The sequence below is a fragment of the Bacillus sp. 17RED48 genome (genome assembly GCF_019837545.1).
Lineage (GTDB): Bacteria > Bacillota > Bacilli > Bacillales > Bacillaceae_G > Bacillus_A > Bacillus_A wiedmannii.
Map to the genome: position 1 here is coordinate 1 of NZ_JADAXG010000026.1, position 14,656 is coordinate 14,656.

General features: G+C 37.2%; 16 protein-coding genes, 1 tRNA gene, 1 other RNA gene and 1 other annotated feature. Of the genes, 4 read left to right on the plus strand and 14 right to left on the minus strand.

Annotated elements, in window-relative coordinates; genetic code table 11:
- Positions 1 to 124 precede the first annotated feature (124 nt).
- The 7 genes from ILT06_RS31645 to tadA form a co-directional block, all read right to left on the minus strand.
- A complete protein-coding gene (locus tag ILT06_RS31645) occupies positions 125 to 394 on the minus strand; it encodes a pro-sigmaK processing inhibitor BofA family protein (protein ID WP_001089260.1) in 270 nt (89 codons plus the stop codon).
- A gap of 215 nt (positions 395 to 609) precedes the next feature.
- Positions 610 to 831: a YaaL family protein gene (locus ILT06_RS31650; RefSeq protein ID WP_000466020.1), complete on the minus strand. Its 222-nt coding sequence runs from the start codon at positions 829 to 831 to the stop codon at positions 610 to 612.
- 14 nt (positions 832 to 845) lie between these two features.
- Positions 846 to 1,442 carry a recombination protein RecR gene (recR, locus tag ILT06_RS31655; RefSeq protein ID WP_000559169.1) on the minus strand — a complete coding sequence of 199 codons (597 nt, stop codon included), beginning with the start codon at positions 1,440 to 1,442 and terminating at the stop codon, positions 846 to 848.
- A gap of 14 nt (positions 1,443 to 1,456) precedes the next feature.
- The gene (locus ILT06_RS31660) at positions 1,457 to 1,783 is read right to left on the minus strand and encodes a YbaB/EbfC family nucleoid-associated protein (protein ID WP_170771173.1); all 327 of its coding nucleotides are present in this window, start codon (positions 1,781 to 1,783) and stop codon (positions 1,457 to 1,459) included.
- A gap of 25 nt (positions 1,784 to 1,808) precedes the next feature.
- On the minus strand, positions 1,809 to 3,497 hold the full coding sequence (dnaX, locus tag ILT06_RS31665) for a DNA polymerase III subunit gamma/tau (protein WP_064475258.1): 1,689 nt from the start codon (positions 3,495 to 3,497) through the stop codon (positions 1,809 to 1,811).
- A 132-nt stretch (positions 3,498 to 3,629) separates the two neighbouring features.
- Positions 3,630 to 3,894: signal recognition particle sRNA large type (gene ffs, locus ILT06_RS31670), an RNA gene on the minus strand.
- Between the two features lie 80 nt (positions 3,895 to 3,974).
- Positions 3,975 to 4,475 carry a tRNA adenosine(34) deaminase TadA gene (tadA, locus tag ILT06_RS31675; RefSeq protein ID WP_064475257.1) on the minus strand — a complete coding sequence of 167 codons (501 nt, stop codon included), beginning with the start codon at positions 4,473 to 4,475 and terminating at the stop codon, positions 3,975 to 3,977.
- Positions 4,476 to 4,582: 107 nt separating this feature from the next.
- On the opposite strand from tadA, the gene ILT06_RS31680 reads away from it, so the two are divergent.
- The 3 genes from ILT06_RS31680 to ILT06_RS31690 all read left to right on the plus strand — a co-directional run bounded on the left by ILT06_RS31680 (position 4,583) and on the right by ILT06_RS31690 (position 6,554).
- Entirely contained in the window at positions 4,583 to 5,122 is a 540-nt protein-coding gene (locus tag ILT06_RS31680) for a cysteine hydrolase family protein (protein ID WP_088047005.1), read from the plus strand.
- Positions 5,123 to 5,247: 125 nt separating this feature from the next.
- Positions 5,248 to 5,883, plus strand: a complete 636-nt coding sequence (locus ILT06_RS31685; RefSeq protein WP_064475255.1) for a deoxynucleoside kinase — start codon at positions 5,248 to 5,250, stop codon at positions 5,881 to 5,883.
- Between the two features lie 2 nt (positions 5,884 to 5,885).
- Complete coding sequence (locus ILT06_RS31690; protein ID WP_222655962.1) at positions 5,886 to 6,554, plus strand: deoxynucleoside kinase; 669 nt, start codon at positions 5,886 to 5,888, stop codon at positions 6,552 to 6,554.
- A gap of 35 nt (positions 6,555 to 6,589) precedes the next feature.
- Here ILT06_RS31690 and ILT06_RS31695 read toward each other — a convergent pair whose 3' ends face one another.
- The 7 genes from ILT06_RS31695 to guaB form a co-directional block, all read right to left on the minus strand.
- A complete protein-coding gene (locus ILT06_RS31695) occupies positions 6,590 to 6,982 on the minus strand; it encodes a sigma factor-like helix-turn-helix DNA-binding protein (protein ID WP_000364198.1) in 393 nt (130 codons plus the stop codon).
- Between the two features lie 166 nt (positions 6,983 to 7,148).
- A tRNA-Ser gene (locus tag ILT06_RS31700) sits at positions 7,149 to 7,241 on the minus strand.
- A gap of 154 nt (positions 7,242 to 7,395) precedes the next feature.
- Complete coding sequence (gene serS, locus ILT06_RS31705; protein ID WP_000884182.1) at positions 7,396 to 8,670, minus strand: serine--tRNA ligase; 1,275 nt, start codon at positions 8,668 to 8,670, stop codon at positions 7,396 to 7,398.
- Between the two features lie 51 nt (positions 8,671 to 8,721).
- Positions 8,722 to 8,943 (minus strand) — a binding site (T-box leader).
- A 54-nt stretch (positions 8,944 to 8,997) separates the two neighbouring features.
- The gene (gene pdxT, locus ILT06_RS31710; protein WP_064475253.1) at positions 8,998 to 9,588 is read right to left on the minus strand and encodes a pyridoxal 5'-phosphate synthase glutaminase subunit PdxT; all 591 of its coding nucleotides are present in this window, start codon (positions 9,586 to 9,588) and stop codon (positions 8,998 to 9,000) included.
- Positions 9,589 to 9,606: 18 nt separating this feature from the next.
- Positions 9,607 to 10,494 (minus strand): pyridoxal 5'-phosphate synthase lyase subunit PdxS, encoded by an 888-nt coding sequence (gene pdxS / locus ILT06_RS31715; RefSeq protein WP_000186157.1) that lies wholly within the window; start codon positions 10,492 to 10,494, stop codon positions 9,607 to 9,609.
- A 161-nt stretch (positions 10,495 to 10,655) separates the two neighbouring features.
- Positions 10,656 to 11,963: a D-alanyl-D-alanine carboxypeptidase DacA gene (gene dacA / locus ILT06_RS31720; protein WP_141669114.1), complete on the minus strand. Its 1,308-nt coding sequence runs from the start codon at positions 11,961 to 11,963 to the stop codon at positions 10,656 to 10,658.
- 113 nt (positions 11,964 to 12,076) lie between these two features.
- Positions 12,077 to 13,540, minus strand: a complete 1,464-nt coding sequence (gene guaB, locus ILT06_RS31725; RefSeq protein WP_000264076.1) for an IMP dehydrogenase — start codon at positions 13,538 to 13,540, stop codon at positions 12,077 to 12,079.
- Positions 13,541 to 13,655: 115 nt separating this feature from the next.
- Between guaB and ILT06_RS31730 the strand changes: the two genes are divergently transcribed.
- A partial coding sequence (locus ILT06_RS31730; RefSeq protein ID WP_064475251.1) for a YaaC family protein occupies positions 13,656 to 14,656 on the plus strand: 1,001 nt, incomplete at its 3' end.

Consider the following 14,656-nt stretch of genomic DNA (forward strand, 5'->3'; position numbering starts at 1 on the left):
TATAATTTAACATTTTGCGTTAAATCTGTCAACAACTTTTTTCTTTCGTTCCTGACGACGCTTATTAATTTACCATATTAATCATTTGTTCGTCAACACTTTTTAAAAAAATGCCAAAATAATTTTATCTTGGCATGATATAAAGCTTAATAACCACTAATGCAGCAACACCAGGTAGACCTAATAGACTTGTGATTGTTGCTGTACCCAAGTTAATTGGAATATGAAAATCAAAATATGTTCCTACAACGTTTACGATAAAAAGTAACGCTATTCCCAAAGTAACATGAAAGAGCGCTTTTCCTATAAAACGTAACGGCTTAGAAGAAACTCCAAAAACAAGAAAAATAAAAACTAGAGCAAGAATACCAACAATAATAATTGTAGAATTCATTTTTTCCTCCTTGTGAATGACCTATACACATTTATTTGTATGGGACAAGGCGATAAAAAAGAACATTTATCATACTACTCCAGTCGCTTCATCTCATTAAATTTTATTCGACGACACTTTCTTCATATAAAACGATTCCTCACTCTTTCCAAACGAAGTAACCACGCAATGTTTAACGAATAAAATAAAAGGTTCTGCTTTTTCAGCAGAACCTTTTACCATTGTTCCATTTTTACCGGACGACGTTTTGCTTCTTTTAACAAGAAGAAATATTTCGCCTCTGCTATTTTCAAAGAACAAAGTACATCTTGAGATGGTTCCACACTTTGTTCAACCATTCTCTTCTGACGTAACCATTCATTCTTCACTTTTTCTAATAGTACAATTAGCTTATCATCATACTCTTTACGCAATTTACCCTTTTTTTGAAAGAACATTTTTGTTTCTCCTCTTATACTTCTCTACGACCTTCTAACGCTTTCGACAGTGTCACTTCATCTGCATATTCTAAATCTCCACCAACTGGCAGACCATGTGCAATACGAGTTACTTTAATACCTGTCGGCTTTAAGAGGCGGGATATATACATCGCTGTAGCTTCCCCTTCAATATTAGGGTTTGTTGCTAGTATCACTTCTTGTACCGTTTCATCATGCAGTCGCTTTAAAAGTTGCGGGATATTAATGTCTTCCGGTCCAATTCCCTCCATTGGAGAAATCGCACCACGTAACACATGATATACACCTTGATACTCTTTCATCTTTTCCATTGCGATTACATCTTTCGGTTCCTGCACAACACAAACAACCGACTGATCTCGATGCGAATCATTACAAATATAACAAGGGTCGCGGTCAGTAATATGTCCGCATACAGAACAATACGCTAAATCTCGCTTCGCATTCACAAGTGCTTTTGCAAAACCTAACACATCATCTTCTTTCATATCTAATACGAAAAATGCCAATCGAACCGCTGTTTTCGGTCCGATTCCTGGCAACTTCATAAAACTATCAATTAATTTCGATATCGGTTCTGGATAATGCATATATCAGTATCCTCCTAGAACATTCCACCTGGTAAGTTCAAGCCTTTTGTAAATTTACCCATTGTAGAGTTTGAAAGTTCATCAGCTTTTTTAAGTGCATCATTCGTTGCAGCTAACACTAAGTCTTGTAACATTTCGATATCTTCTGGATCTACAACTTCTTCTTTAACTTTCACTTCAAGAATTTGCTTATGACCATTTGCAATAACTGTGACCATACCGCCGCCAGCTGTACCTTCAACTGTTTTTTCGCCAAGCTCTTCTTGCGCCTTTGCCATATCTTTTTGCATCTTTTGCATTTGTTTCATCATATTATTCATATTTCCCATTCCGCCACGCATCATAATTAATTCCTCCTAATTATTATTACTCTTTTATTTCAATAAGTTCTTGTCCTACTAATTTTACGGCCTCTTCTATAAGAGGATCTTCTTTTTTCTCTGGGCTTTCTTCAGACTCCCCGCCTTCACGCTGTAAAAAATCTTCACGGATTTTACCCCATTCACTTTTTGGAATGGCAATCATATTTAATCTTTTACTTAGCAATTCAAATAAGGCTTGTTCCACTGTATCCATAGCTTCTCGATTTTCGCTTGCCATTTTACAGTGAATCTCATATTGAAACGCTAAAACGTAAGTATCATCCGAAGCCGCCACCGGTTCGCTATTTTCTAATAAAACAGCAAACGCTACTTTGTTGTATGCTTTGAGTCTGCCTAACAACTCACCCCACACAGCTTTTAATTGCTCTAAATCCTGGCGCTTTGCTTGTTTTAACACTTCATTTACGCGTCCGACAGGAATCTTCATACTACCTGTCCGCACTGGCTTTGGTGTTGCACGTGTCTCTCTGACTTCTTGCTGCACACCAGCCGGCACACCATTCTTTTTGACTTGTTCTAACTCTTTCTCCAATTGCTGCATCCTGTTCATAATTGCTTGTAAACGATCTGCACCGTTTGCTTGCATCATAAACTGTTGACACAGTTGTACCATAACAACTTCTAAGAAAATTCGCGGATGATTTGTCCACTTCATTTCCTGTTGTCCCTTACTAAGAGTATGAATGATTTCATAGATTACTTCCGGTTGCATTTCTTCACTTAACATCCGGAATTGCTCATCTACCATTACTCGTTCCAACATATGTTCCAGTTGTGGTGAAGTTTGATATAAAAGCATATCCCGATAATAGTAAATGAAATCCTCCATAAAACGAACTGGATCTTTCCCTTTACCCATCATCTCATCTATGATACGTAATGCTCTTGATACATCATTTTCACGTATACATTCTACTAAGTTACCTAAGTATTGCTGGGAAACAGAACCTGTCACAGCTAATACATCTTCTGTCGTAACTGTCTCATCACTATAAGATATTGCCTGATCAATAAGACTAAGCGCATCACGCATACCACCTTCAGCGGCACGTGCAACAATTTGTAACGCCTCATCTTCTACTTGCGTACCTTCATTCGTCACAACCGTCGATAATCTCTCAACAATATCATTTACTGATATTTTTCGAAATTCAAAACGCTGGCAACGTGAAATGATTGTAGGCGGAATCTTATGCGGTTCTGTTGTCGCCAAAATAAAGATGACGTGTCCTGGCGGCTCTTCTAACGTTTTTAAAAGCGCATTGAAGGCCCCCATAGAAAGCATGTGGACTTCATCAATAATGTATACTTTATATTCTACAGCACTTGGAGCATATTTTACTTTATCTCTAATATCTCGAATTTCATCTACACCGTTATTTGAAGCCGCATCAATTTCTAATACATCTGAAATAGATCCTTGTGTAATCCCCAAACAAGAAGGACATTCATTACAAGGTTCAGCTACCGGAGCATGTTCACAGTTGATTGCTTTTGCAAATACTTTTGCAATTGTCGTTTTTCCTGTTCCCCTCGGCCCAGAAAATAAATAAGCATGTGAAACTTTCTCTTGAAGAAGGGCATTTTGCAACGTTTTTGTCACGTGCTTTTGACCAACTACATCTTCAAATTTTTGCGGTCTCCATGTTCGGTATAACGCTTGGTATGACACGAAAATACGGCCTCCCTCAAAGGTTATTATCTCATTTATTATAACCCATTCTGTTTATAGATTCCAAAAGTTATTTTCTATACAAAAAACCCACCTTAGTATTAAGGTGAGTTTTGTATACATATATAACTGCCGTGCACCTTCTGTCGATTACGTACCATAAGCGTTACTCAAGCAGTTAGCTCGGTTCAGGCACTCCTGCGGCACACGAGAAGACCCGCTTATTGCTGCTTCCTTCCGGACCTGACAAGGTTCACGGGGTCCCGTTGCGCAGGACCCAAACGTCAACACCACTTACTTAAGGCAGACCTTACAGCAGCATAACCTCGAGAAGGGATTCGGCCTCGCTAGAGCGGATTGCGAGTATAGGGCACCGCTACCTCCCCGCTTAGCACGGCAAAGTTAAAACCAATATTCGGTTGCCTTCATTAAAAGGCATTATCAGTATAACTTGTTTTTTTACAAAATGCAAATACGTTAATTCTCGTTACTTTTCTCTAATTTTTTTATCGCTTTTCTTTTTTTACGAAGCTCTCTAAAAAAGTTTGTTAACAAAGTACCGCATTCTTCTTCTAATACACCAGCAACTACCTCGCATTGATGGTTAAAGCGTTCATCCGTTAAAAGATTCATCAACGTCCCTGCACATCCACCTTTCGGATCACTTGCACCATATACAACTCGCTTCACTCGTGATAAAACAATTCCACCCGCACACATCGGACAAGGCTCTAATGTTACATATAACGTCGCATCTTCTAAACGCCATGTCCCTAATTTTTTGCACGCCTCATCAATAGCTAACAACTCAGCGTGAGCTATTGATCTTTGTTCAGTTTCTCTTAAATTATGAGCAACACTAATTACTTCACCATCTAACACTATAACTGCACCAATCGGTACTTCTTGTATTGCCTCTGCTTTTTCAGCCTCTTCTATTGCTAACTGCATAAAATAAATATCTTGATCGCGTTCCATACCATAGTCCTTTCATTACAAATAAAGTACACTTATTTCCATTTACTACACATGGGATAACTTTTACAAATTCAATCCACCCTAATAAAAAAGAGAGGAGATTACATATGAAGAATACTGCCTTACTCATTATCGATATGATTAATGATTTTCAATTTTCACACGGGCCCATCTTAGCCAAAAAATGCGAAATTATAACAAACCCTATTTTACAATTAAAGAAAACAATGAAATCCTTTGGCTACCCCATAATTTATGTTAATGACCATTATCAACTTTGGAGATCTGATATTGACCAACTAATTACCCATTGTACAAATGAGTATAGCGAAAATATCATTCATAAGATTGCTCCAAATTCCGATGATTACATTTTTATTAAACCACATTACTCTGCTTTTTATGAAACACCTTTAAATTCTTTATTAGGCTATTTAAAAATAGAAAATCTAATATTAACAGGAGTCGCCGGGAATATATGTATCCTCTTTACAGCTAACGACGCTCATATGAGAAATTATACACTGTATGTACCACAGGACTGTATTGCCTCTAATCACGATCAGGATAATCTGCATGCTTTAAAAATAATGGAATCCACATTAAAAGCAAATATAGTACCTTCATCTCAAATAAAAATTAATTAATACATATATCTATTTTCTAACTTTTTATATCAAATTAACCCGCTCGCTTCCCTCTTGTGCTACAATAATTCTGTTTTGTGTTTTTAGTAGTCACGGTAAATCACTGATTGAAAGGAGGAAACAGCGTGACCGGAGTACCTTTTATCACGGTTGAAGGACCAATTGGTGTTGGAAAAACCTCGCTTGCGAAGGCAATTTCAACTCACATGCAACTCCACTTACTAAAAGAGATTGTTGATGAAAATCCTTTTTTAGGAAAATTCTATGAAGACATCGACGAATGGAGTTTTCAAACAGAGATGTTCTTTCTTTGTAATAGATACAAACAATTAGAAGATATTAACATAAAGTATTTGAATCAAAGGAAGCCAGTAGTAGCGGATTATCATATATTTAAAAATTTAATTTTCGCATCCCGTACATTAAAGAATTCTCAATACGACAAGTACATGCAAATCTATCGTATCCTTACACAAGATATGCCTGTACCAAACGTTATCGTTTATTTAACAGCTAGCTTGGAAACATTACAAACACGAATTGCGATGCGCGGAAGAGAATTCGAAAAAAATATGGATCCCAATTACTTACTACAGCTCACAAAAGATTACGAAACGGCAATGGATACTTTTAAAAAGGATCATCCAGATATCCCAGTATTGAAATTTAACGGAGACGATATGGATTTTGTAAAAAATCCTGATGATTTAAACGTCATCCTATCCGCCCTTCAAAATACTCTCTTAAAGGAGTCGAAATAACAATGAATTTAAGGCAAAAATATGATATACCAAATGACGCAGTAATCACTATTGCTGGAACAGTAGGTGTCGGAAAATCAACTATGACAACTGCATTAGCTAACACTTTAGGTTATCGCACATCATTTGAAAAGGTAGATTCGAACCCGTATTTGGACAAGTTCTATGCTGATTTCACACGCTGGAGCTTCCACTTGCAAGTGTACTTTTTAGCAGAACGATTTAAAGAACAAAAAAGAATTTTTGAATACGGTGGCGGTTTTGTTCAAGATCGCTCTATCTATGAAGACACTGGAATTTTTGCAAAGATGCATCATGAAAAAGGTACAATGACGGAAACTGATTATGAAACATACAAAGGTTTATTTGATGCTATGGTCATGACTCCTTACTTCCCTCATCCAGATTTATTAATTTACTTAGAAGGTTCTTTCGATGATATTGTTAATCGTATCCAAGAACGCGGACGTCCGATGGAACAACAAACACCAATTGAGTATTGGAAAGAGATGCATGGCCGTTACGAAAACTGGATTAACAACTTTAATGCATGCCCTGTTTTACGATTAAACATTAATGAATACGATATTTTAAAAGATGGCGATTCAATTGAACCAATCATTAAAAAAATTGGCCATTTTTTAAAACAAACACGTAAACTTGTAAAATAAAAAACCCGTGCATACGCACGGGTTTTTCTATTAAATTACTTCTTTTTTGTCGGAGCAATAATTTCACTCTCAGGTTTTCCAGCGTTAATACGCTGACGAACAGTACTTGTACTAATATCGTATGTTTCAGCAATCTCTTTAACAGTCATTTCTTTCCCGTTAATTACTGCTGTTAATACTTTACCTGTACGTTTTGGAGCTGCTTCTTTCTTTACAGCTGCTTTTTCAACTTTTTTTGGCGCCTCTACTTTTGTCGCAGTTTGCTTTACATCACAAGTGCAACCACAAAGTTTACGGAATGTATCATCGCTTATAATGCGTGACACATTTGCACCACTGTTTAAAATTCTATTGTTCTTACAGACAGGACATTGTACATAATATAAAGTTTTTCCATCTAAAGGAAACGTTTGTATAATAAGATCCATGTTGACTCCTTTCATATCTATGAAGATAATCATCGGAATATGAGTGTGTAATAAGGAGAAAATCGCCCTACACCATACTTTATGATTGGTTTTAAAATAAAAACTCGTTACGTGTTGGTAACGAGTTCTCCAATCTCCACTTATATGCGCTGTTGTCAATTATATCTGGAGGAGGTAGAGGGATTCGAACCCCCGCGCGACTCTCGCCGCCTGTCGGTTTTCAAGACCGATCCCTTCAGCCAGACTTGGGTATACCTCCATATTGACATCAAATATAATATCAAAAGAAAAACAGTTAGTCAACCCTACTAAAATAAATTATGAGGAAAGGGGAAATTTACCTTTCCCCTCCTACATTTCAGTACTGACAATGCTCATAATTACCAATCACTCATACCGATGAATGTTTACATTTACTTAATAACTGCTTTTCCTCCCATATAAGGGCGAAGAACTTCTGGAATTATAATTGTACCATCTTCTTGTTGGTAGTTCTCTAAAATAGCTGCAACCGTACGTCCAATCGCAAGACCAGATCCATTTAATGTATGAACATGTTCTGGTTTTCCGTTTGGCTCACGACGGAAACGGATATTTGCACGTCTCGCTTGGAAAGCCTCAAAATTACTACAAGAAGAAATCTCACGATATGTGCCATAGCTTGGAATCCATACTTCGATATCGTATTTCTTCGCTGCTGTAAATCCTAAATCGCCTGTGCACATGCTCATAACGCGATATGGCAACTCTAATAATTGTAACACGCGTTCTGCATCATTTGTTAGTTTTTCTAACTCTTCATAAGAATCTTCTGGTTTTACGAACTTTACAAGCTCTACTTTATTGAACTGATGCTGACGAATTAAGCCACGTGTATCACGACCAGCTGAACCTGCTTCAGAACGGAAACAAGAGCTAAATGCAGCATATCGTATAGGCAATTGATCTTTATTTAAGATTTCATCACGATGCATGTTCGTTACAGGTACTTCAGCTGTCGGAATTAAGAAGTAATCTTCACTTTCAATACGGAATGCATCTTCTTCAAATTTCGGAAGTTGTCCTGTTCCTGTCATACTTGCACGGTTTACCATATACGGAGGTAATACTTCTTCGTATCCATGCTCATCAGTATGAAGATCAAGCATAAAGCTAATTAAAGCACGCTCTAATCTCGCGCCAGCACCTTTATAGAATACGAAGCGGCTTCCCGTTACTTTCCCAGCACGCTCAAAATCTAAAATTCCTAAATCTGTAGCAAGATCCCAATGTGGTTTTGGTTCATAAGCAAATTCTTTCACTTCTCCCCAAGTACGTGCTACTACATTATCATCTTCTGTTTCACCAACTGGAGCAGATTCATGAGGAATATTTGGAATAGATAACATTAATCTTTCTAAATCTTCTTCAACTGTACGAAGTTCATTATCAAGATCTTTTACTTTTTCTCCAACTTCACGCATTTCTAGAATTAGAGCTTCTGCATCTTTCTTTTCGCGCTTCAATACAGAGATTTGTTGAGATACTTCGTTACGTTTACTTTTTAGTTCCTCTGTTTGAACAAGTAATTCTCTTCTTCTCGTATCCAGCTCTTCAAAGCGACCAAAATCAGTTAAATCTTCGCCTCTATGCTGTAACTTTGCTTTTACTTCTTCAAAATTTGTACGTAAAAATTTAATATCAAGCATTATATACTCCTCCTTTTATTTTATAAAACACAAAAAACTCCCGTCCCTATATAAAGGGACGGGAGTTAACCCGCGTTGCCACCCTAGTTGAAAGCATTACCGCCTTCCTCTCAAGTAGAAATAACGGCTCTTCACCGGGAATGTTTACTAATCATAAAGATATTCCACATTCCATTCCAGGATGGATTCACAAACTGTTTCTATCGATTTCCACCAACCATCGACTCTCTATAAGAAACGGCATTTGTTACTACTTCCTATCAACACGCTTATTTTATAAAATTGTTACCATCAATTTACTATAATCTTATACAAGTTGCAAGTTACTTAGACAACTTTTTTCGTTTTCGCTTCTTTTACCATTTCTACAAAGTATGCTGTGACACGATGATCATCCGTTAATTCCGGATGGAATGAAGCAGCTAAAAACTGATTTTGTTTTACTGCTACCATTCGGTCACCATGTGTAGAAAGTACTTCAACATCATCAGCTACATTTACAACATACGGAGCACGGATAAATACACCAATAAATTCTTCTCCTACACCTTTAATTGAAAGTGCGACTTCAAAGCTATCTTTTTGGCGTCCGAACGCATTGCGTTCTACTGTAATATCCATAGCACCAATATGTGCTTCTTCATAGCCAATAAGTGTTTTTGCAAGAAGAATCATACCTGCACATGTACCAAACATTGGTTTACCAGACTTCGCGAATGTACGAAGTGGTTCCATGAAAGCATACTTATCAATAAGACGGCGCATTGTTGTACTTTCACCGCCTGGTAAAATAAGACCATCAATCTCTTCAAGTTGCTCTATACGCTTTACAACAACAGCTTCTGCACCACTTGCTTCAACTGATTTTATATGCTCACGAACTGCACCTTGAAGACCTAGTACACCGATTTTCACCATTTTAAAGTTCTCCTTCAATTACCATCCACGCTCTTGCATGCGTTGTTCTGGTAATAATGTTGAAATTTCGATACCTTTCATTGCATTACCTAACCCTTTAGAAAGGCTTGCAATTAGTTCGTAATCCTCATAATGAGTCGTCGCTTCAACGATTGCGCGTGCAAATTTCTCTGGATTTTCTGATTTGAAGATACCAGATCCTACGAATACACCATCCGCACCAAGTTGCATCATTAACGCTGCATCTGCTGGTGTTGCTACACCACCTGCTGCGAAGTTTACAACTGGCAAACGACCAAGGCGTTTAATTTCAAGTAGTACTTCATAAGGAGCACCAGTATTTTTTGCATATGTCATTAACTCATCTTCACGTAGACTTGCAACTTGACGGATTTCTGCATTGACTTGGCGCATATGACGCACTGCCTCTACAATGTTTCCTGTTCCTGGTTCACCTTTTGTACGAAGCATAGATGCACCTTCTGCAATACGACGTGCAGCTTCTCCGATATCACGGCAACCACATACAAATGGAACTGTGTAATCACGTTTATTTAAATGGTATACTTCATCGGCAGGAGTTAACACTTCACTCTCATCGATATAGTCTACCCCTAATGATTCTAATACACGTGCTTCTACAAGGTGACCGATACGGCATTTTGCCATAACCGGAATTGACACCGCACCCATAACTTCCTCAACGATTGTTGGGTCTGCCATACGAGAAACGCCACCTGCTGCACGAATATCTGCTGGTACACGCTCTAGTGCCATAACGGCAACTGCGCCTGCCTCTTCTGCAATTTTTGCTTGTTCAGCGTTAATTACGTCCATAATAACGCCGCCTTTTTGCATTTCTGCCATTCCACGTTTTACACGTTCTGTCCCTGTTACATTTGTCATGTTACAAAAACCCCCCTAGGTGAATTGCTTTTCCCCGTTAAAGGCGAAAATTAAGAATACTCTTACATTCTACCACTAACCATCAGATGCTTGTCTACTACTTTTTCATAAAGTCGGTATGAAAAATAGGAATAAGAAAAAGCCCCTACAATGAGGAGCTTTTAAAACCAACCTTTTACTGTATCAACAGCACTATTCCATATACCACTAAAGAAAGAACCAATTCCGCGCATAGAGCGAGTAAACCAATTCGCTTCCTCTACTGCAGACGTTGTTACAAGATCTATTTGTAATGACTTACCAGATAAAAATCCAGGGTCATTCGCATCTTTTGGTGTGATTACCATTTGGCCAAGTACAGCTCCCTTTTTAATAGGTGCTTCTTGTCCCTTATTTGCTTCTTTTAATTCTGTTTTATAAACATCTTTACTTCCTTTTGGCACTGGAAGTGAAACAGCTTGTTTTGTTTGAACTGCTACATCTTTATCTTTAGCATTTTCTACTCGTACTGTTTCTTGTCCTTTTACTGAAGAATCTTTTTTATACATTTGCTTCATTTCAAAGTTAGCAAATCCATAATCATATAGCTTCTTTGTTTCATCAAAACGTGCTGTATGAGAACTTGTTTTAATAACTACAGAAATAAAACGCATACCGTTTCTTTCAACCGTACCAGTGAAGCAATCCCCGGCTTCTGGAGTCGAGCCTGTTTTCAGGCCATCTACGCCATCATATTCTTTCACTAAGCCCTTTAACATCCAGTTCCAGTTCGACATTGCAAACTTCTCTTTTTGTGGACGAAATTCTTTTTTCGGGATTTTTGCTGTATCTAACACTTTTGGGTAATCTTTAATTAAATGTTGTGCTAAAGTTGCAACATCCTTTGCAGACATTTTATTTTCTTCATCCGCTGTTGTTCCTTCAGGGTGCATTCCCTTTAAATCTTTATTCGTTAAACCTGTAGAATTGACAAATTTATAATTTTTCAACCCTAGTTCTTTCGATTTATCATTCATCATTTTTACGAAGTCTACTTCTTTACCTGCAATTGCTTCTGCTAATGCAATTGTTGCACCATTTGCAGAAAAGATTGCCATTGCTTCATATAACTCTTTTACTGTATAAATGCCGCCATTTTCTAATGCAACATTTGATAAAGAAGCATCTTGTGAAACCTTATACGCATATTCAGAAACCTTAATTTTTTGATCCCACTTAAGTTTTCCTTTATCCACTGCTTCATGAACTAAATATTCACTCATCATCTTTGTCATACTAGCAATTGATAATAATTCATCTGCATTCTTTTGATATAAAATTTTCCCAGAATTTGCTTCAACTAAAATTGCTGCACCTGCTTCAATGTTTAAAGAAGCTCCTGTTTCTGCTGATGCATTGCTATATGGTAACAACATACTACAAGCTAGTGTAAGCATTGTTACTAAAGCAATGAATCTTTTGCAAAACATACCTTTCACGTCTGTTACCCCCAATATCTATGTACTCACATAACCGTTATTCTAACATAATCAAAAAAAAATAGACAGAGATATCAAATCTCCGTCTATTTGTATATCAGACATTATAATGAGTAGTTTGGAGCCTCTTTTGTAATTTGTACGTGATGAGGGTGGCTTTCACGTAAACCAGCACCTGACATACGAATGAATTGTGCATTCTCACGTAAGAATTCTAAATTCTGCGCTCCGCAATATCCCATACCGGCACGTAATCCACCAACTAATTGATGAACTGTATCTGCTAAAGGTCCTTTATATGGTACTCGACCTTCAATACCTTCTGGAACAAGTTTTTTATTTCCTTCTTGGAAGTAACGGTCTTTACTTCCTTTTTCCATCGCTCCGACAGAACCCATACCACGATATACTTTAAATTGACGACCTTGGTAAATTTCAGTCTCTCCAGGGCTTTCAGCAACACCAGCAAACATACTACCTAGCATAACAACGTGTGCTCCTGCTGCTAAAGCTTTTACCATGTCACCAGAGTACTTAACACCACCATCAGCAATAACCGGAATACCGTGTTTACGAGCTTCTGTTGCACAATCATAAACTGCTGTTAATTGTGGTACACCCACGCCAGCTACAACGCGTGTCGTACAAATAGAGCCTGGTCCAATACCAACTTTAACTACGTTTGCACCTGCTTCAATTAATGCTTTCGTTGCTTCAGCAGTAGCAACATTTCCAGCGATAATATTTAGTGATGGATATTTCGCACGAACTTCTTTTACTTTATCAATAACACCTTGAGAATGTCCATGAGCTGTATCGAGTACGATTGCATCTACGCTAGCTTTTACTAATGCGTCGATACGAAGCATAGCATCAGCCGTTACACCAACCGCTGCTCCAACTAATAAGCGTCCTTGCTTATCCTTCGCAGAATTTGGGAATTCAATTACTTTTTCAATATCTTTTATTGTAATCAGCCCTTGTAATACACCGTTGTTATCAACGAGAGGGAGTTTTTCAATTTTGTACTTTTGTAGGATCTTTTCAGCTTCTTCCAGCGTTGTACCAACTGGAGCTGTAATTAGCTTTTCTTTTGTCATTACGTCGGAAATTTTGATTGAGTAGTCTTGGATAAAACGCATATCACGGTTTGTAATAATACCAACTAATTTTCGCTCGTCTAAATTATTTACAACCGGTACACCTGAGATACGGTATTTTCCCATAAGATGCTCTGCATCATACACTTGATGTTCTGGAGTTAAAAAGAAAGGATCTGAAATAACGCCACTTTCAGAACGTTTTACTTTATCAACTTGCTCCGCTTGTTGTTCAATAGACATGTTTTTATGAATAATTCCTAAACCGCCTTGACGAGCCATTGCAATAGCCATATCAGCTTCTGTTACTGTATCCATTCCTGCACTAATTAACGGGATATTTAACTGTAAGCTTTCAGATAAAACTGTTTTAACACTTACTTCTCTTGGTAGTACATCTGACTTTGCTGGTACAAGTAATACGTCATCAAAAGTCAAACCTTCTTTAACAAATTTAGATTCCCACATAATTGTTCCCCCCATGATACCAGAAATTATTATTAGTAGCTTATCAATTGGTTAAAATACTGTCAAGGACGTATATATATGTTAGAATTTTTAGACAATAAAAGGAGCGTAATATATGCATCAAACACATTGTACTTGGCAGCAATTAAGTTTCTTCTTTTCATCTCAAAATGTACAACGTTATCTTGCCCGTTGCTATGAAAAATCCTCCATACAAGATGCTGAAAAAAAAAGTTTCGAAAATTGTTATCCCTTTATTTATTACTTAGAACACGGGAAAAACTATTATGAATTATATAAGGTAGCCCCATTTTCCATTCAGCCAATGTTATTGTTTTATGGAATGAGCCAACTTTTTAAAGCCTGCTTACTAACTATTGATCCTAACTATCCAGAATCCACTACTGTTTTAGCTCATGGTGTTACGACTCGTAAACGAAAAAAACAGGGGTATCAATTTTTAGAAGATGAGGTGAAGGTGCAAAAAAATGGATTATTTACTCATATTGCAGAACAGCTGTTTCACATGAAACACTTAGAAGCAGAGAAGTTTAACATGTTAGATCTAATGGGAAATATTCCTGAATTACAAAATTTATTTCGCTATAGTCAAAGAGGGGCCACATTATATAAAATCGATTCAACAAATACAAATGAACTTTCCTTTTCGGTCAACATACTAGATCGACTCCATATGACTACAGAAAGATTTTCACGTTACATTGAATCAACTTGTAAACATTTATCCATACAACATGTTCCCGGGAAAACGAGCGGATCGAATTTGCTTTTTACAGCTCCTATCCAATCGTGGAATCCTATATATAGTACGCCCTTATACTACGAATATCTTGCTGATGCTTATTACTTACCAATTACAACTGACCCGAGAAATCCTAAACCAGTATTACCTGAACTTCTTGTTCATTATTTATTGCTCTACAATTTAAGTATGATTTCTAGATATGAAACAGATTGGTGGTATGATTTACTTGGGAGCTATGGTTCTGAAGATTACCCATTTATTTATCAATTTCTTACTATTTCTGCTCAAAAAATCCCTTACTATATTTCATCTTTTTTACTAACAGGACCAGGCCTATTCCATGGGAAATA